Raw genomic sequence first — 17,565 nt, forward strand, 5'->3', positions numbered from 1 at the left:
GGTTCAGCCCATCTTGTTCTGGTTGAAGAGGCCGAGCGGGTCGAAGGCCTCGCGCAGGCGTTTCGTGATCGTCTGCAGCGCCGGGCTCTCGGCATCGAAGCGGCACACGCCGGGTGCGCCATCGGAATCGGCACGGAACAGGGTCGCGTGGCCCTGCATCCTGGCCGCGGCCGCACGGATCGGCGTGGCCGCTGAGGCCGGCGCCCAGAGCCAGCGCTGCGCGCCCTGCCACTCGATCAGTTGCGCAAACGGCAGCTCCAGCACCGGCGCGGTCTGCGGCAGCGACAGGCGCCACAGGCAGAGGTCCGGCGATGGCGCGGTGAAAAACGGCAGGGTCTGGTCGCGGCAGGCGGCCCAGTCGGGGCCGGCCTGGGCGTTGTCCATGCGCTGGCCACCGGCCTCGCGCGCCAGCCGTTCGCTGGCCGCTTCGACGGCTGCCACGGCGCCGCGCAGGCGCACGAACAGCAGCTCGGGCGCATCGGGTGCGGTGTCGTCCTTCACCCAGCAGCTCGCGTTGAGCGGCAGCGGCTGGCCGCCCCAGCGGTGCAGCTGCTCCAGCGCGTCGTGCTGGCCCATGTTGAACACCAGCGTGGCCTCGGCTGGCGCCACCGGCAGCACCTTGAGCGAGAGGTGGGTGATCACGCCCAGCGTGCCCATCGACCCGGCAAGCGCGCGGCTGATGTCGTAGCCAGCCACGTTCTTCATCACCTGACCGCCAAAGGTGAGCCATTCGGCCTGGCCATTGATGAACTGGGCACCCAGCACGTAGTCGCGCACGCCGCCTGCGGTGGCGCGTGCCGGGCCGGCGAGACCGGCGGCCACGGCGCCGCCGATGGTCGAACCTGCACCGAAATGCGGCGGATCGAACGGCAGGTGCTGGCCTTTCTCGCCCAGCGCCGCCTCGACCTCGGCCAGTGGCGTGCCGGCGCGCACGGTGATCACCAGTTCGCTGGGTTCGTGCGCCACGATGCCGCTGAAGCCGCGCGTGTCCAGCAGCTGGCCGCTCACCGGTTCGCCGTGAAAGGCCTTGGTGTCGCCGCCACGGATGCGCAGCGGCGTGCGCGCCGAGACGGCGGCGCGGACCTGGTCGATCAGCTCGTGCGGGGTGTCGTTCGTGGGGCTGTTCTGCATGGCCGCCATGGTAGCGGCGGGGCCCCGGACGGCCTTTGAATTTTTTGCACGGCCGGCTGCAATCCCGGCGCCGTCACCATCAGCGCGTATGCCCCAAGCAGGCGCCCGCGTTGGGGCGGCCACGGCATTCGCGCTTCAGGCGCTTCTCGCGCGCGGCGGGCGTTTCGCTGGACGGCGCGTCGATGAAGCTGACGCGGGCCGGCGGGCGGCGCTCGGTCTTGGGCGTCTGGCTGGCGCCGCCAGCCTGAAGCGGCAGCGCCACGGCCAGGTTGAGCGCCAGCAGGGCCAGGCGCGGCAGCGGGTGTGCAGACATGGGTTCCATCCCGGTGTGTGTGACAGCCCGCCATGTTCGCGGCTGTTCCGGGCCCCGTCTGTGATGCATTCACCAGACGAAAAAAGACCCGCGGCCTTGCGGCGCGCGGGTCGAACATCCAAAGGAGGCAATCGTTCGCTGTATCAGCGGTTGTAGGCGGTTTCGCCGTGCGAGCTGATGTCCAGACCTTCGCGTTCCTGCTCTTCGGTCACGCGCAGGCCCAGGGTCAGATCGACGATCTTGTAGGCGATGAAGGCGACGATGGAGGACCACACGATGGTGATGACCACGCCTTCGGCCTGCACCAGCAGCTGGCTGGCGATGGAGAAGTCATCGCCCTTGACGCCGCCCAGCGAACCGGCGGAGAACACGCCGGTCAGCATGGCACCGACGATGCCGCCGACACCGTGCACGCCGAACACGTCCAGCGAGTCGTCGGCACCGAGCATTTTCTTCAGACCGGTCACGCCCCACAGGCACAGGAAGCCGGCGACCAGACCGATGATGATGGCGCCCATGACGCCCACCGTGCCGCAGGCCGGGGTGATGGCGACCAGGCCGGCGACGGCACCGGAGGCAGCGCCCAGCATCGAGGCCTTGCCCTTGGCCAGGGCTTCACCCACGCACCAGGCCAGCACGGCGGCGGCGGTGGCCATCAGGGTGTTGATGAAGGCCAGGGTGGTGCCACCGTTGGCTTCCAGGTTGGAGCCGGCGTTGAAACCGAACCAGCCCACCCACAGCAGCGAGGCGCCGACCATGGTCAGGGTCAGGCTGTGCGGGGCCATGGCTTCCTTGCCGTAGCCGATGCGCTTGCCCAGGACGTAGGCGCCCACCAGACCGGCCATGGCGGCATTGATGTGCACCACGGTGCCGCCGGCGAAGTCCAGCGCGCCCTTGTCGAACAGGTAACCGCCCGCGCCCCAGACCATGTGGGCGATCGGCAGGTAGCTGAAGGTGAACCAGATGGCGCAAAACAGCAGCACGGAGCCGAACTTGATGCGCTCGGCGAAGGAGCCGACGATCAGCGCGCAGGTGATGCCCGCGAAGGTGCACTGGAAGGCGATGAATATGAACTCGGGGATCATCACGCCGGCCGTGAAGGTGGCCGCCAGCGAATCGGTGGTGACGCCCTTGAGGAACAGCTTGTCGAAGTTGCCGTAGATCAGGCCCTCGCCGCCGAAGGCGACGCTGTAGCCGTAGACGGCCCACAGCACGGAGATCAGCGAGAACACCACCATCACCTGCATCAGCACGGACAGCATGTTCTTGCTGCGCACCAGGCCGCCGTAGAACAGGGCCAGGCCGGGCACGACCATCAGCAGCACGAGGATGGTGGAGATCATCATCCAGGTGACGTCGCCCTTGTCCACCGTTTCCTTCACGGCTTCGGCGGGCGCGGCTTCTGCCGCAGCCGGTGCAGCCTCGGCAGCGGCGGGTGCCGCAGCTGCGTCGGCGGCCGGGGCCGCTGCAGGAGCGGCCTCGGCAGCAGGGGCGGTGGCGGCCGGTGCATCGGCGGGCTTGGCGGCGTCCTGGGCCATGGCGGAGAACCCGCCGAACATAAGGCCTGCCCCCAGGAGCAGGGAAGCGATCAGTTTTTTCATTTGGGTGCTCTTTCTGATGCGGGTGCGGGAATCAGAGGGCTTCCTTGCCGGTCTCGCCGGTGCGGATGCGAACCACCTGTTCGAGGGGGGTGACGAAGATCTTGCCGTCGCCGATCTTGCCGGTGCGGGCGGCGCCTTCGATGGCTTCGATCACGCGGTCGACCAGGGCGTCGTCGACAGCGGCTTCGATCTTGACCTTGGGCAGGAAGTCGACGACGTACTCGGCGCCGCGGTAGAGCTCGGTGTGCCCCTTCTGGCGGCCAAAGCCCTTGACTTCGGTCACGGTGATGCCCTGCACGCCCATGCCGGAAAGCGCTTCGCGCACTTCGTCCAGCTTGAACGGCTTGATGATGGCGGAAACCATTTTCATGCTGTGTTACCTCTTCTAGGGTGGGACGGTGTCGGGTCGGGGCCGGGTGACACCACGGGTTGATGCAATCGCTTACAGCCTGAAGCAGGGACCGTGCCAGCAGGCCACCCACCCCGCCGCCAAGGCGCCGCCCCAGAGGGAAAACGTCCTCCCGACGGGGGCTGCGGTCCCACCCGCGCTCATGACATGATCCCCGCGCCGCGGCCGCAGAGCCGCACCAAACACGTGCATCCCGGTGTCCAGCGGGCCATGCACCGAAACAGGGATGGAGGACCGGATGAGTTTGTCATTGGTGCACAGCCGCGCGCTGATCGGGCTGGAGGCGCGGCCGGTGCAGGTGGAGGTGCACCTGGCCAACGGCCTGCCCAGCTTCACGCTGGTGGGTCTGGTGGACACCGAGGTGAAGGAGGCGCGCGAGCGCGTGCGCTCGGCGATTGCCAACGCCGGGCTCGAATTCCCCAGCAACAAGCGCATCACCGTGAACCTGGCGCCGGCCGACCTGCCCAAGGACTCGGGCCGCTTCGACCTGCCGATCGCGCTGGGCATCCTGGCCGCGGCGGGCCAGATCGACAGCGCGAAGCTGGTCGGCTGGGAGTTCGCGGGCGAGCTCTCGCTGGGCGGCGAGCTGCGCCCCGTGCGCGGCGCGCTGGCCATGAGCCTGGCCCTGCACCGGGATGGTTCCACTGGCGCGGCGACGCGGCTGGTGCTGCCGCCGGGCAGCGCCGAGGAAGCGGCGCTGGTGCCGCAGGCCCAGGTGTGCCGCGCCCGCCACCTGCTGGACGTGGTGGCCCAGTTCCTGCCCGAAGGGGCCGCGGGCGCGGGCGATGCACCGCCCGACGACAAGGGCTGGGCGCGCCTGTCGCCGACACCGCTGGCCGCGCGCGAGCACTACCCCGACCTGGCGGATGTCAAGGGCCAGGCGGGCGCGCGGCGGGCGCTGGAGATTGCGGCGGCCGGCGGGCACTCGCTCTTGATGATGGGCCCGCCGGGCTCGGGCAAGAGCATGCTGGCGCAGCGTTTTGCCGGCCTGCTGCCGCCCATGGACAGCACCGAGGCGCTGGAATCGGCGGCCGTGGCCTCGCTGGCCGGGCGCTTCCGGCTGGAGGCCTGGGGCCTGCGCCCCACCTGCGCGCCGCACCACAGCGCCAGCGCCGTGGCCCTCGTCGGTGGCGGCTCACCGCCCCGGCCCGGCGAAATCTCGCTGGCGCACCACGGCGTGCTGTTCCTCGACGAATTGCCCGAGTTCCCGCGCGCCGCCCTCGAAGCGCTGCGCGAGCCGCTGGAGAGCGGCCACATCCGCATCTCGCGCGCGGCCATGCAAAGCGAGTTCCCGGCGCGCTTCCAGCTGGTGGCCGCGATGAACCCCTGCCCCTGCGGCTTCCTCGGCCACCCCACCCAGCCCTGCCGCGACACGCCCGACCAGGTCGCGCGCTACCAGGGCCGCCTGTCCGGCCCGCTGCTGGACCGCATCGACCTGCACATCGAGGTGCCGGCTCTGCCGCCGGCAGACCTGCTGCACAGCCCGGCCGGCGAGCCCAGCGCCACCGTGCGCGGGCGCGTGGCCGCCGCGCGGCAGCGGGCGCAGGCGCGCCAGGGCCAGAGCAACCAGGCGCTGTCGGGCCAGGCCCTGGACCGGCACGTGATGGCCGAACCCACCGCGCTCAAGTTCCTGCACACCGCAGCGGCCCGTCTGGGCTGGAGCGCCCGCAGCACCCACCGCGCCCTGCGCGTGGCGCGCACCATCGCCGACCTGGCGGGCAGCGAGTCCGTGGGGGTTTCGCACATCGCCGAGGCGGTGCAGTACCGGCGGGCGTTGCGGTCAGGGGGCTGAGGCGCCGATGGCATCCGGTTGAACCGGGGGTTCGCGCTGAAGACCTGGCGCGACCCCATAGCGCCGCGCAAACGTGGCTTTCGCGCGTACGGAACGCTGGATGTAAACGCAACCGATCAAACCGAGGGTCGCTTCCACCAGTTCCCACGCCAGTTCCGAGCCGCTCATCGAACGGTCCCCGAAGGCGAACGCGGCGGCCACAAGAATCAACCCCAAGATACTGAGCACACCCTGCAACCAAAAAGTCACCCGCGGAACGCTGGTTCTGCGCGCAAAGTACAAGGGCAGCTGCACCACGTAGGGCGTCAGAACGATCACCACAACACCTATTGAAAAAAGATCGGTCCAGGTGGTCTTGGGCGCCTCTCCAGGCGCACCTGCTGAGCGAACGACGGCCCAGACGTCGCTCAGAAACACCGAGACAAATGGCCACGAGTACTTCAGCGCGCTGGCGACACCGAACGCCAGCAGGCCGCCGTAAACGATCAACCAGCCCCCCAGCGGCTGGCCAGGAGCCGAAGACTCGGGCAGCGCTGGCTGCGGGTTGTAGCGGTACATCTTGCGGGCGATCCAGTAGCTCGCAGCGGCCAACAACAGGAAGTAGACCGCCACCGGCCAGCCAAACGACTCCAGTCGCGCAAATGCCTCAGTGTCGACCGCAGGGGTCGCTGCCGCACCAGGGGTGTAGGTGAGCTTCAGCCACATGACCGAACGCGCCTCCTCCAGTTTCTTCACGTAGTCGGCCATGTCCTCGGTCTTGACGTGATCACTCAGCGACACATAGCGACCGACCTGCGTGAGCAGGCGCGGCGTTGTGGTCAGCGTGTAGGTGAATTCGAACGCCGGATGACGGACCTCCGAATGGTCGGATTCCACCTGCCAGTCTTCCGGCAGGTGCACGTCCGTGATGCTGTCGACCTCGGTGATGTGTCCAATGGCCAAGGGCGCGTTGCGCACCTGTTCGTCCGGCTCTTGCAGCTGGCTGAGCATGTCGGGGGTCCTGACCCTGGCCTCCAATGCACCCGGCGTGTGGCCCTTGGTCCAGAAGTCCGCGATGCGGTAGCGCTCGACCACCTTGATGGCATTGGCCGACTGATCGTCTTCAATAGTCATCGGGCCTTCGGCCACGACGCCAGGGTAGTAGCCCGCATAAAAGTTCAGGTACTGGCGCTGCAGCTCGTCCCGGTTGCTGCGCGAGAGCCTGTCGCGCATCCATTCGGCGCTCAGCCCCTGATAGTCCGTGGTGATGGTGGCGGTGACGGGCTGTCCCAGTCCCTGGGTTGCGTCAAACACGGTGCTGACGCTCCGCGCGTCCCGTGTCGCGTCGCTGCGTGGCATGGGTTCCAGGTCTTGCGTGGATGGATCGATGATCAGCGCAACGCCGAAGTACGGCTGGCCCATGTCATCCAGCCGCCCCATCTGCGGATAACGTGTCGGATCGATCCAGTAGATCTGGCCATTGACCTGCACCCGCACCAGCACGTGGTCAAAGGCGCCCGGTGACGGGACACGCTGTGCCACCCCTTCCCGAATGCGGGTGTTGACCAGTGCGGCCCGCGCCTCAATGCCCAGCGCCTTGAGCATCGTCAGCGTCAGCAGCGTCTTGTCCTTGCAGTCCCCGAAGCGGCGCGCCATCACCGTCGCGGGCGGACTGGGCGTGTAGGAGCCTACACCGACGTCCACGCTCAGGTAGCGGATGTTCTTCTGCACGTACTGCAGCACGGCCGCCACCTGGTCGCGTGGATCGGACAGCGTCTGCCGGATGCGCTCGACCTCGTGGCTCAGCTCGCCGCCAGGCACCGCAGGCGGCGCGTACAGCGGCACCGCCCACCGGCTCACCTCGGACCAGTCCCGGAACGAGCTCCACTGCACAGAGGGATAGGGATCGAACCACACCGGCGCGTTGTTGCTCACGCGCAGCCCCGGCACCTGCCTGGCTGTCCATTCATACTGCCGAACACCTCCCTGTTCGCTTTCGACAGCGAGGTTGTCCAGGTTAATGTTCCTGAACGTGATCGGGCGTCCGGCCGGCCACAGCAAGCGCTGGTACACAGCGTGCACAGGGTCGCGCCACTGCATGTCGAAGCCGCCGAAGTGGCCACCTTTCATGCTCGGATGCACGCCACGAACGGAATAGGCGTACTCCACGACATCGCCCACGCGCACGTCCTGCACCAGAAGGCTGGAGGTCAGTCGACCGTCCAGGACGAGCGCCTCCAGTTCCTTCTCGCGCTGCAGGGTCCGGATCGGCACAGTCGCCAGCTGCGAGAGGGCCCGACCATTCCGATGCACGGCGAGGGTGTGCAGCTGCAGCCGCTGGAAGCTGGGATCAAAGTCGATGTCGATGCTCGCCGCATGCTCCATCCCCTTCTCGTTCACCACCTTGATCGCGACCCGGTTGAACTGATGCCGCTCGCTTCCCGAGGCCCGGGTCTGGCGATCCACCAGCAGGTAGTACACGCCACTGCGGATCTGCTCCACCGGGGCGGAAGCGTCCACCTCCAGCGCGACGGGTTTCACCCAGGCAGGCGTCGGTGCCTTCGTTGGCCTCACTTGGGCTGCGTGGGACGCACCCATTCCCAAGCACGCAAGCACCACCAGCACACCCTGCAGGCGCAACAGCCACCGGCACAGACCCAAGGCCTGCGCGGCCAAACCCCAACCACCCATCCCTATTCCCCCTGAAGACGGCGCTCCGACGCAGGCGCCCGATATGTAATGAATTGTATGAAGGGGGAGGTGCTCAGACGGTTTGCACAGCTGTCAATCGGCGCACCCCGCGCACGAAGCGCTCAGCGGCGCGCCGGCTTGCCCCCTGCCCGCGCCTTGGCGGACGACAGTGCCTTCTTCTTCTCGGGCGGCGGCGGGCGCTGCACCCAGGCCTTGACCCACCAGCCCACGACCATCCCAGCCACCAGCACGGCCCAGAACAGCCAGGCGTCCATGGCCTCCCCGCCGCTGCGCAGGTTCATGCCGAACACGGCCCCCACCGCCATCAGCGGCGCCGTCCAGGCCGCCAGGGTGTTCAGCTTTTCCTGGGCGCGGTGGTTGGCCAGTGCGGCGCGGGTCTGCGCCTCGGCCTGCTGGGCCAGCCGGAAGTTCAGCGCCAGCTGGGCGTCGGCCAACAGCAGCTCCAGGCCGCGCTGGAGGTCCACGGCGCGGTCGCGCGCGGTGATCAGCTCCGCGTCCCCTTTGATCGCTTCGCGCGCCGCCTGCAATGCGGCGTACAGGTTGCCTGCCGCACGCGCCACCGGCCGCACGCGCTCCATCAACGCGAAAAGGTCGGCCGCATCGTCGGCCTGGTCGTAGGCGGCGAGACCCTTCGCCAGCTGTTCCTGGTAGCGGTCCAGCAGCCGGCGCAGAACCTGCTCGCCGCCCGGTTGCCCATGGAACGCCCAGGCGCCATCGGGCGTGCGCAGGAACACCGCGTGCTCGCGATCACCCCCGGCGTTCTGCGGCGGCTCGTGCAGCACCAGCAGCAGGTGCCCGTCCTCGTGGATGGCGCGCTGCGCGCCGTAGCTCTCGCGCCCGAGGCGGCGCTCGATGGCCTCGGGCAGTGGCCAGCCGTAGTCGGGGCGGGTCATGGAGCGTCTCCTGTCATCGTGTGGCCAGCTGCTGCCAGAGGCTGTCGAAGGCCTCTCCGAACTGGCGCAGCAGCGCCGGGTCGTTGCAGAGCACCAGGTTTTCCTCGTTCTCGGCGGCGGCGCTGCGGGTCCAGTTGTAGCTGCCGTTGAGCAGCCAGCGCTGGTCGAACAGCGCGAACTTGTGGTGCATGTGGGCGGCGCTCTGGTCCACGCGCACCGCCACGCCCGCCTCGCGCAGCGCGATCACGTCGCTGCCGCGGTCAAACGCCTTTTCGTTGTCGGTGATGAGACGCACCGCCACGCCGCGCCGGTGCGCGGCCAGCACCTCGGCGCTGATGCGGTCGTCGGAGAGGGTGAACACGCAGAGGTCGGCGCGCTGGCGGCAGGCGCGCAGCTGGCCGGTGATGGCCTGCAGGCAGTCGTCGCCGGGGCTGAACCAGGCCTGGGACCGGTGCGAGCCCCCGGCAGTGCGCGAGACGTCCAGCGCCCGCACAACGCCTTCGAGCCAGCGCACCAGGGCCAGCGGGTCGGCCGCGTCCACCTCGTCGAGATGCTGGCGCACCAGGTCGAAGGCCTGGTTGCGCAACTGGCGCAGGCCCTCCTCGGGCAGGCGGGCCGAGCGCAGCGATTCGGTCAGCAGGCGCTTCTCGTCGTCGGAGAGGCGCACATCGGCCAGGCTGCGCTGCAGCTGGTCGAGCAGCTGTGGCACCGTGGTGGCGGGCGCCGTCATGGCTGGGACGCGGGTGGCCGACCCGGCTTCTGCGCCTGCGCCTCGGCGTGCCGGGCCTTGACCTCTTCGAGCTGGTGGGCCACGCGCTCGACCTCGCTGCGGATGGAGTGGTCCATCTTCAGCCGGCGCTCGGTGGCCGAGATCAGCGGCAGCAGGATGGTGCGGTAGGTCACCGCAATCTCCAGCACCGCCTCGGCCAGGCGCAGCGCTTCCGAGGTCTTGCCGTCGCCGGCGTCCTCGGGCTTTTTGAGGCTGTCGACGGCGCGCGCCACGTCCAGCAGACCCGCGGTGATGCGCGTGCCCGCGTCGGTGTCGCTGCCGCCGAGCTTGCGCTGGCGCACGAACTCGTCGCAGATCGCTTGCCAGCGCTGCGATTCGTCGGCCGTGGGGCTGCCCAGCAGCTGCGCCAGCTTGAGCAGGTTCTCCTCGGCGCCGGTGGTCAGCGTCTGGGCCTCGCCGCGGTAGTGATCGCGCAGCAGGGCGTCGAGTTCGTCGTCGCGCATCTGCGGCGTGATCTGTGCCGCCAGCTTGGTCATGTTGCGGTAGCTGCCCTGCAGCTTGAAGGGCGGCTCGGTGCGGTAGTCGTCCTGCTGCGCCGCCGATTCGATGTAGCTCAGGTTGACCTTCAGCAGCAGGTCGCGCGCGCGGAACAGGCGTTTGAACAACTCGGTCAACTCCTCCAGCTCGGCCGCGCCGTAGGGGTGCGAGAAGGCGGTGGACGGCACGTCCTGCCCCTCGGCGCGCTGCACCAGCCGGTGCACGTCCTTGGGGTCGCGCGAGGACAGCGGCAGCAGCACCGGGTTGGCGGTGAGCGCGTTCTCCAGGTAGGACAGCGCGAACAGCGCCTCGCGGCCCGAGAGCACATCGCCCAGGTTGTAGATGTCGGCGCTGTTGGCCAGCATGTCGGGGATCTTGAACACGTCGCCCGACTCGGTGTAGGGGTTGCCCGCCATCACCACGGCAAAGCGCTTGCCGCGCAGGTCGTAGCTGCGGGCCTCGCCGTTCCACACGCCCTCGATGCGGCGCGTGCCATCGGCCAGGGCGATGAACTTCTGCAGGAACTCGGGGTTGGTGTGCTGGATGTCGTCCAGGTACAGCATCACGTTGTTGCCCATGGCCAGGCCGAGGTTGAGCTTCTCCAGCTCCTGGCGCGCCGCGCTGTGTTCGGCGCTGGCCGGGTCGATGGAGACCACGTCGTGACCCAGCGCCGGGCAGTTGATGCGCACGAACACCATGCCCAGCCGGTCGGCCACGTACTCCATCAGTGTGGTCTTGCCGTAGCCCGGCGGCGAGATCAGCAGCAGCATGCCCATGCGGTCACTGCGCGCGGCGTCGCCGGCGGCGCCGATCTGCTTGGCCAGGTTGTTGCCGATCAGCGGCAGATACAGCTCGTCGATCAGGCGGTTGCGCACAAAGGTGGACAGTGGCTTGGCCTGGAACTGGTGCAGGCGCAGGCGCTTCTTCTCTTCGCTCACCAGCTCGTGGCGCACGCGGTGCCAGGCCTCGAAGGCGGGCACGATGCGCTGCTGGTGGTGCAGGAAGCGCCGCCAGAAGTCGTTCAGGTTGAGGTCCAGAGCGCCCTGCGCCACGCGCGGGTGTTCGCCCAGCAGGCCGTCCACGCGCTGCTGCAGCACCGCGTTCAGGCGCTCGCGCGGCAACGGCAGGCACAGCGCGCCCGCAGCTTCATCCACCCAGCCCTGGTCTTGCGGCGCGTGGGCGCTGGCAAAGGCGCCCATCCATTCGCGGGCGCGGTGCCAGCGCTCGGCGGGCAAGCAGGCGTCCAGGTCGCGCTGCCAGTCGGCCCAGCGGCCGCTGCGTTCCAGCTCGCGCTTGAACGCGTCGGCCAAATCCTGCGCCGGGCCGGACACCACCCAGGCGGGGGTGCTGCCGTCGTGGGCGGCGAGCTGGCGCACCAGGTAGGCGGCGGCCTGCGCGCAGCGCGTGGCGGCCTGTTCGGCGTCGATGGTCTCGCCACCGAGCGCGGGTTCAAACTCGTCGGCAAAACGCTGCAGCGCGGCGGCGCAGTCGGCCTCCACCGCCTGCAGCGCGTCCTGTGTGCCGAAGAGCTGCTGCATCTGCAGGGCGGCGCGGGCGCGCCGCTGCAGCGCATCGCGTTCGTTCACGAAGCGGCCGTGCTGCCAGTAGAGCAAGGCCAGGGTGCGCTCGGTCGGTCCCCAGGCCAGCAGCCCGGCGGCATCCTGCATGCGCACCAGCGCGGCAACCAGGCGCGCGGCGTCCTGGTCGTGCACACCCTTCTGGTAACCCTCCTGGTAGCGCGTGGCGGCCAGGCGCTGCACCAGCGCCAGCAGCGGCGCGGCGACCTCGTTGCCAGGTGCGGCCTCGCCCGGCTCGGCGGCTGCGGCGACCAGGCCGGACCAGTCCAGACCGCCCTGCCCCTGCAGCGCGGCCTGCACCACGCAACCGGCGAGGTACTCGGCGCGCGCGAGATCGGATGTCTCGGACACCAGGGCCTGGTCCCAGCGCGCCTTCAAGGCATCGAGCCGCGGGTCCTGCACCGGCGCGAGGTAGTCGGTGCCGGTGATCTGGAAACTCAGACCCCCCTGGGGTGGCACCAGCGAGAGGTCCAGCGGCTGGCGCTGGATGGTGAAGGCGTGGCGGCCGAAGCGCAGCGTGTTGCCGTCGGCGGCCACCAGCTCGCCCTTGTCGCGCACCGAGCGCATCGCCTGGTCGCGCGCGGTCTTCAGGCGGGTGGCGATGTCGTCGGCCTGCACCTGGGCGCCCAGGCCGCGCAGGTCGGCCATCAGCTGCTGCAGCTTGGCCAGCAGCGGGTCGCCCGCGAAGTAGGCGTGGATCTGCGCGAGGTCGGTGAAGCCGGCCACGCGGCGCGGGATGCCGTCGAGGATGCGGCCGGCCGCCTCGCTCACCGCCTGGGCGCGGCGCTGGCGCGCTTCGACCAGGGTCTGGCGCCGCGCGGCCAGCGCGTCCACCACCGCCTCGCGCTTGGTCGCCACATCGGTGATGAAGACCTCGTGATCGGCGAAGCGCCCTTCGAGCTCTTCGAGCTGCGCCAGCAGGCGGGTCAGCGCCTCGTCGCATTTCTCGGGCGTGTCGGCGAACTCCAGCGCGTTTTCCACCGCCTGGCCGAACAGCTTGAACTGGGCGCCGAACTCGGCCGCAGCCTCGGTTGCGCCAAGGCTCTTGCGGCGGCTGCGGGCCTCGGCGCGCAGCCGGTTGATGTCGGCGTAGAGGCCGGAGATGCGGTCCAGGATCGCGGTGCGCACCACCGCGTCGCCACCGGGCAGGCTGCCCAGTTGTTCGGTCAGCAGGTCCAGCCCGGCGGCCTGTTCGTCCAGCGTGGCCAGCAGCTGGCCGAGTGCGGGCGAGGTGCTGGCCTGGGCCAGCGCGGCGGTGGCCTGCACCAGCGCCTGCTGGTGGCCGTCGAACGCTGTTTTGTCGGCGAGGAAGGCCATGGCCTTCTGACCCACCAGCTGCTGCTGCTCCTGCAGTGCCTGGTCCATGGCCTCGATGGCGGCGGTGTCGGCGTAGCGCAGCTCGCGCAGCGGCTGCAGGCGGCCGCGCCGCTCGCGCAGTCGGGCCAGCGCCTGCACGAAGTCATCGGGTTTGCGCCACAGCGTGCTGGCGATGTCGGTCAGCAGCGCGTGCTGCTCGCCCTCGGCCTGCTGCAGGGCGCGCGCAGTCTCGCGGCGGATGCTGTCGACCTTCTCGAACTCGGCCAGGGTCTGGCGCGCACCGTCGACGATGGCCTGCAGCTCGGTGCCGATCTGCTGCGCGTCGGCCTCGGCCAGCCAGAAGTAGGCGTCGCCCACCCGGGTGCACTGGCGGATCAGGTCTTCGTAGGCGGTGCGCGTGGGCACCTGTTCGCGCACCGCGCGGGCGATGCCCATCAGGTCGGACACGCCGCGCACCAGCTCGGCATTGCCCACCTTGACGAAGAAGCCGGTGCCACGCGGCAGCGAGGCGGCGTGCTCCTCGCTGGCGAACGGCGTCTGCCACAGCTGCATCGGGTGCACGCGAGTGGGCTCTTCGCTGTCGGCCAGGAAGACCAGCATGCGCCCGTCGGGGAAGCGCGCGTAGCCGTGCGCCACGATGGGCGCGGCCAGGGTCTTGTTGATCAGGTGGTAGCTGAACAGCACATAGTGCCCGCCGCCCGGCTGGTAGAACACATAGAGCACTTCTTCGCCGTGCGGCGAGCGCAGCACGCGCTTGATGCGCAGGCTGCTGCTGAGCGCCGGCGGCAGGTCAAAGCGCTTGTACTCACCCGACTGCAGGTACATGCCGCCCGGGAAGATGATGCCGTGGTCCTCGGGCAGCTGCACACACGAGACGCCGATGGCGTCGATGCGTTCGACCTTCTGCGTGCGGGTGTTGAACACCAGGTAGCGCGTCTGGGACTCGCGGTAGGGCTTGATCCGCAGCAGGATCAGCAGACCCAGGCGCGCCCAGGCCACCTCGGCGTCCACCAGCGCCTGGTGCTTGTCCTCCACCGGCTCGCTGTAAATGCCCAGACCGGTCTCGGTGTTGTTCTCGATCTTGACCGTGAGGTCGCCGCCCAGAGTCTCGACGAAGATGGTGTCGAGCACGTTGATGTGCGGGTGCTTGCCGCCCACATGGTCCTCGCGCGTGGCGACGGTCCACTCGAAGTCGTGCGTGGGCGGCAGCGCCATGTCGCGCTCGCCCCGGTTGTCCACGTAGCGCACCGCGCCGCCAGGCTCGATGCTCCAGCGGAACACGCGCAGGTCGTGCAGCTGCTGGCCGATCTGGAAGGCCGCGAGCAGCTTGTCCTGCGTCACGCGCAGCTGCAGCAGCGTGGCGTGTTTGTAGTAGGCGTGCAGCTCGCGGAAGTCGGCCAGAAAGCGCGGGTCGTCCAGGAAGCTGCCGGCCAGCGGCACCGCCTCCAGCTCGTCGGCGCCGTCGTGCTCGGCCAGGCGGTAGAGCGCGAACACGTCGCCCACCGCAGTCTCCTTCTTCAGGCCGATGAAGACGTTGTAGCCGAACAGCAGCACGTCGCCGATGCGCACCAGGTCGCGCGCGACGCAGTTGTTCTCGGTGCGCGCGCGGGTGCGCAGCAGCAGCTTCTGTTCCGAGCGGCCGAAGGCGGCCAGGCGCGCCTCGTTGAGGGCCTGGGCCTTGCCCAGCAGCGCATCGCCCTGGGTCTGCAGGCGCTTCTTCAGCAGCTCGTAGCTGCCGCCTTCGGCGACCAGGCGTTCGACGTCGTCCTGGGTTGCAGCGGGCGCGCCGCTGGCGGTGTGTTCGTCGGACATGGGTTCTCTTGCGATGGGGTTCACCAGCCGCTGCGCAGCAGGGCCAGCAGCGTTTCGCGCTGCGGCTGCGTGGCCAGCCAGGCGCGCATGCGCGCCAGTTCGTCGATGCAGGCGTCGCCGTGGCGCGCGCGCAGTTCCGCCTCACGCCGCGCCTGCGCGTCGGCGTCGCGCAACTGGCGCTGCCAGCCGTCGGACAGGATCTCGCCCAGGCGCGTGGCCAGCCCGGCCGCGGCCAGCGCGGCCCATTCGCCATCGTCCAGCCAGACGCGCTGGCAAGCGCTGCATCGGTCGAGGCGGAAGTCGGGCGAGCGGCCGACGCGCAGGCGCTCCATCCAGCGCTGGCAGGACGGGCAAGCCCGCGCCTTGTCCTCAGCGGCAGGCGCGGGACGCAGCGCAGGCAGGTCGACGTCGTCGGCCGCCGCCGGCTCGGGCTGGTTCGCCACCCAGCGGCGGAAGTCGTCCATGGCGAGCCAGTGGCCGTGGCAGTCGCCGCAGGTGTCGGCGCTCAGACCCGGCGCCAGCGCCTCGGGGCGCAGGATGGAAGCGGCTGCACAGACGCAGCGGTAGGTGGTGGCCATGCTTGCTTCCTCCTGGGCGCTCAAGACTTGCCCATGCCCTGCAGCAGCGTCTGCAGCGCGGCCTTCTGGCTGTCGTTGCCCTCGCGCATGACCTTGGTCAGCAGGCCGGCCACGGTGAGGTTCTGCAGCTCGCCGGACGAACTGCCCAGCGCGCCCAGCAGGTTCTGCAGGTCGGGCACCACATCGCGCTCGCCCGCCAGCTGGTCCTTGAACGCCACCTGCAGCGTCTTGCTCTTGTTCACCACGCCGTCGATGCCCTTGCCCACGGCCAGTGCACCCACGAAGCGGTCGAAGTAGTCGCCCTGGCCGCCCACGATGTCGATCTTGGCGTTGGACAGGGCCGTGCCCAGCACCTCGGCCTGCTCGCGTGCGATCGAGGTCTGCGCGTCGATGCCCTTGACGGTTTCCACGTGCGCCTTCTCCAGCTGCATGCGGAACTCTTCGTGGGCGCGGGTTTCGCCGCTCATCGCGCTCATGGCCTCGAACTTCTCGCGCAGGCCCTTGGCCTCGGCCTGGAAGCGTGCCTCGATGGTCGCGGCCTCGGCCTGACCCGCCTTGACCACGGCATCGGCGTCGGCCAGTCGCACCTGCACGTCGGCCAGGCCCAGCTTTTCCTTGCCGGTGGCTTCGGCCTCCATCTTGGCGCGCACGCCCACGGCCTCGGCCTGCGAGCGCAGCTCGATCACCTGGGCTTCGGCCTGGCCTTCCTTGAGCGTGGCCTCGGCACCGGCGGCGCGCACGTGCACGTCGGCCATGCCCTGCTTCTCCACCGCATCGGCGGTGACCATGGTGACCTTGGCCTGCGCCAGGCCCGGCGCGGCGGTGATGGCCTCCAGGCCTTCGGCCTCGCGCTTCTTCGCTTCAGCCTCCTTCTCGGCGACCTTCAGGCGCGCCTCGGCCAGTGTGGTCTCTTCGCTCGCCTTGTGGCGCGCCTTGCGCTCCTGCGCTTCGGCCGCCTTGACCTCGAGGATCAGCTTCTCTTCGGCCTGGCCCTCGGCCATGATGACGGTCGACTGCTTGGTGCGGTCGGCTTCGGCCACCACGCGCAGTTCCTTGATGGCCTCTTCCTGCTCGGCCACGGTGCGCTCGACCACGATGCGCTCGCGGATCACGTCCGCAATCGCCTTCTTCTGCACCTCGACCGCCTTGTCCTTCTCGATCTTCTGCAGCGTCACCTCCTTCTCGCGGTCCACCACCTCCAGCTCGCGGGCCCGGATCACCTTTTCTTCCTCGATGGCCACCGCGCGCTTGCGGTTGTTCTCGGCTACTTCCTTCTCGCGCAGCACGTTCTCCTGCTGCACCGAGACCGACTGTTCGGCCTGCAGGCGGGCCAGCTCGGACTTGGTTTTTTCCTCGGCCTGGATCTTCAGCGTCTCGGCCTCCTCGCGCGCCTTGACGGTGGCCACTTCGCGAGACTGGCGAGCCTGGGCATCGGCGGCCTGGCGCTCCAGCTCCAGCAGCGATTCCTGGGTCTCGACGTTCTTCTTCTTGATCTGCAGCTCTTCGTTGCGGCGCAGCTCGTTGGTGCGCACGTGTTCGGTGGCCGTCAGCTCGGTGATCTTCTTGATGCCCTGCGCATCCAGGATGTTGTTGGCATCCAGCTTGGACAGCGGCGTCTGCTCCAGGTAGTCGATGGCGGCGTCGTCCAGCACGTAGCCCGAGAGGTCGTTGCCGATCTGGGCAATGATCTCGTCGCGGAAGCGGTCGCGCGCCTGGTAGAGGTCGACGAAGTCCATGGCCTTGCCCACGGTCTTGAGCGCCTCGGAGAACTTGGCCGAGAACAGCTCTTCCAGCGTCTCCTGGCTGGAGGCGCGTTCACAGCCGATGGACTGCGCCACCTTGAGCACGTCGTCGGCGGTCTTGTTGACGCGCACGAAAAACTTCACCTTGATGTCGGCGCGGATGTTGTCGCGGCAGATCAGGCCCTCGTTGCCCGAGCGGTCGATCTCGATGGTCTTGACCGAGATCTCCATCAGCTCCGCCTTGTGGATGATGGGGTAGACCATGCGCCCGGTGAAGGTCACCTCGGGCTCGGCGCGCAGCGTGTTGATGATCAGTGCGTGGCCCTGTTCGATCTTGCGATAGAACTTGGCGAACATCGCGATGAAGCACAGCAGCAGGAAGGCTGCGATGCCGGCGGAAACGAGGATGGGCTCCATGGGATTCCTTCTGACTGGGAAATGA

Annotated in this window: 11 protein-coding genes; 1 reads left to right on the forward strand and 10 read right to left on the reverse strand. The window is 69.1% G+C overall.

Features of this window, described 5'->3' with window-relative positions; all coding sequences use genetic code 11:
* Positions 1–3: 3 nt before the first annotated feature.
* The 4 genes from glcE to HFL01S_RS06885 all read right to left on the reverse strand — a co-directional run bounded on the left by glcE (position 4) and on the right by HFL01S_RS06885 (position 3,415).
* Positions 4–1,140 carry a glycolate oxidase subunit GlcE gene (glcE, locus tag HFL01S_RS06870; protein WP_066256499.1) on the reverse strand — a complete coding sequence of 379 codons (1,137 nt, stop codon included), beginning with the start codon at positions 1,138–1,140 and terminating at the stop codon, positions 4–6.
* A gap of 70 nt (positions 1,141–1,210) precedes the next feature.
* Positions 1,211–1,444 carry a hypothetical protein gene (locus tag HFL01S_RS06875; protein ID WP_066256502.1) on the reverse strand — a complete coding sequence of 78 codons (234 nt, stop codon included), beginning with the start codon at positions 1,442–1,444 and terminating at the stop codon, positions 1,211–1,213.
* 143 nt (positions 1,445–1,587) lie between these two features.
* On the reverse strand, positions 1,588–3,045 hold the full coding sequence (locus tag HFL01S_RS06880) for an ammonium transporter (RefSeq protein WP_066256505.1): 1,458 nt from the start codon (positions 3,043–3,045) through the stop codon (positions 1,588–1,590).
* A gap of 31 nt (positions 3,046–3,076) precedes the next feature.
* On the reverse strand, positions 3,077–3,415 hold the full coding sequence (locus tag HFL01S_RS06885; protein ID WP_066256508.1) for a P-II family nitrogen regulator: 339 nt from the start codon (positions 3,413–3,415) through the stop codon (positions 3,077–3,079).
* Positions 3,416–3,692: 277 nt separating this feature from the next.
* Between HFL01S_RS06885 and HFL01S_RS06890 the strand changes: the two genes are divergently transcribed.
* On the forward strand, positions 3,693–5,246 hold the full coding sequence (locus tag HFL01S_RS06890; protein ID WP_066256511.1) for a YifB family Mg chelatase-like AAA ATPase: 1,554 nt from the start codon (positions 3,693–3,695) through the stop codon (positions 5,244–5,246).
* On the opposite strand, the gene HFL01S_RS06895 is transcribed toward HFL01S_RS06890, so the two are convergent.
* The 6 genes from HFL01S_RS06895 to HFL01S_RS06920 all read right to left on the reverse strand — a co-directional run bounded on the left by HFL01S_RS06895 (position 5,235) and on the right by HFL01S_RS06920 (position 17,540).
* Entirely contained in the window at positions 5,235–7,706 is a 2,472-nt protein-coding gene (locus tag HFL01S_RS06895) for a DUF3857 domain-containing protein (RefSeq protein ID WP_169802314.1), read from the reverse strand. The genes HFL01S_RS06890 and HFL01S_RS06895 overlap by 12 nt on opposite strands.
* Before the next feature lie 332 nt (positions 7,707–8,038).
* On the reverse strand, positions 8,039–8,830 hold the full coding sequence (locus HFL01S_RS06900; RefSeq protein ID WP_066256520.1) for a hypothetical protein: 792 nt from the start codon (positions 8,828–8,830) through the stop codon (positions 8,039–8,041).
* 13 nt (positions 8,831–8,843) lie between these two features.
* Positions 8,844–9,560 carry a phospholipase D-like domain-containing protein gene (locus HFL01S_RS06905; protein WP_066256523.1) on the reverse strand — a complete coding sequence of 239 codons (717 nt, stop codon included), beginning with the start codon at positions 9,558–9,560 and terminating at the stop codon, positions 8,844–8,846.
* Positions 9,557–14,803, reverse strand: a complete 5,247-nt coding sequence (locus HFL01S_RS06910; RefSeq protein ID WP_066256526.1) for a DNA repair ATPase — start codon at positions 14,801–14,803, stop codon at positions 9,557–9,559. The genes HFL01S_RS06905 and HFL01S_RS06910 overlap by 4 nt, the downstream gene beginning before the upstream one ends.
* A gap of 20 nt (positions 14,804–14,823) precedes the next feature.
* Positions 14,824–15,381, reverse strand: coding sequence for a TFIIB-type zinc ribbon-containing protein (locus HFL01S_RS06915; RefSeq protein ID WP_066256529.1), 558 nt, complete (start codon positions 15,379–15,381; stop codon positions 14,824–14,826).
* A 20-nt stretch (positions 15,382–15,401) separates the two neighbouring features.
* Positions 15,402–17,540, reverse strand: coding sequence for a hypothetical protein (locus HFL01S_RS06920; RefSeq protein ID WP_066256532.1), 2,139 nt, complete (start codon positions 17,538–17,540; stop codon positions 15,402–15,404).
* Positions 17,541–17,565: the final 25 nt, after the last annotated feature.

Source organism: Hydrogenophaga flava NBRC 102514, assembly GCF_001571145.1.
Lineage (GTDB): Bacteria > Pseudomonadota > Gammaproteobacteria > Burkholderiales > Burkholderiaceae_C > Hydrogenophaga > Hydrogenophaga flava.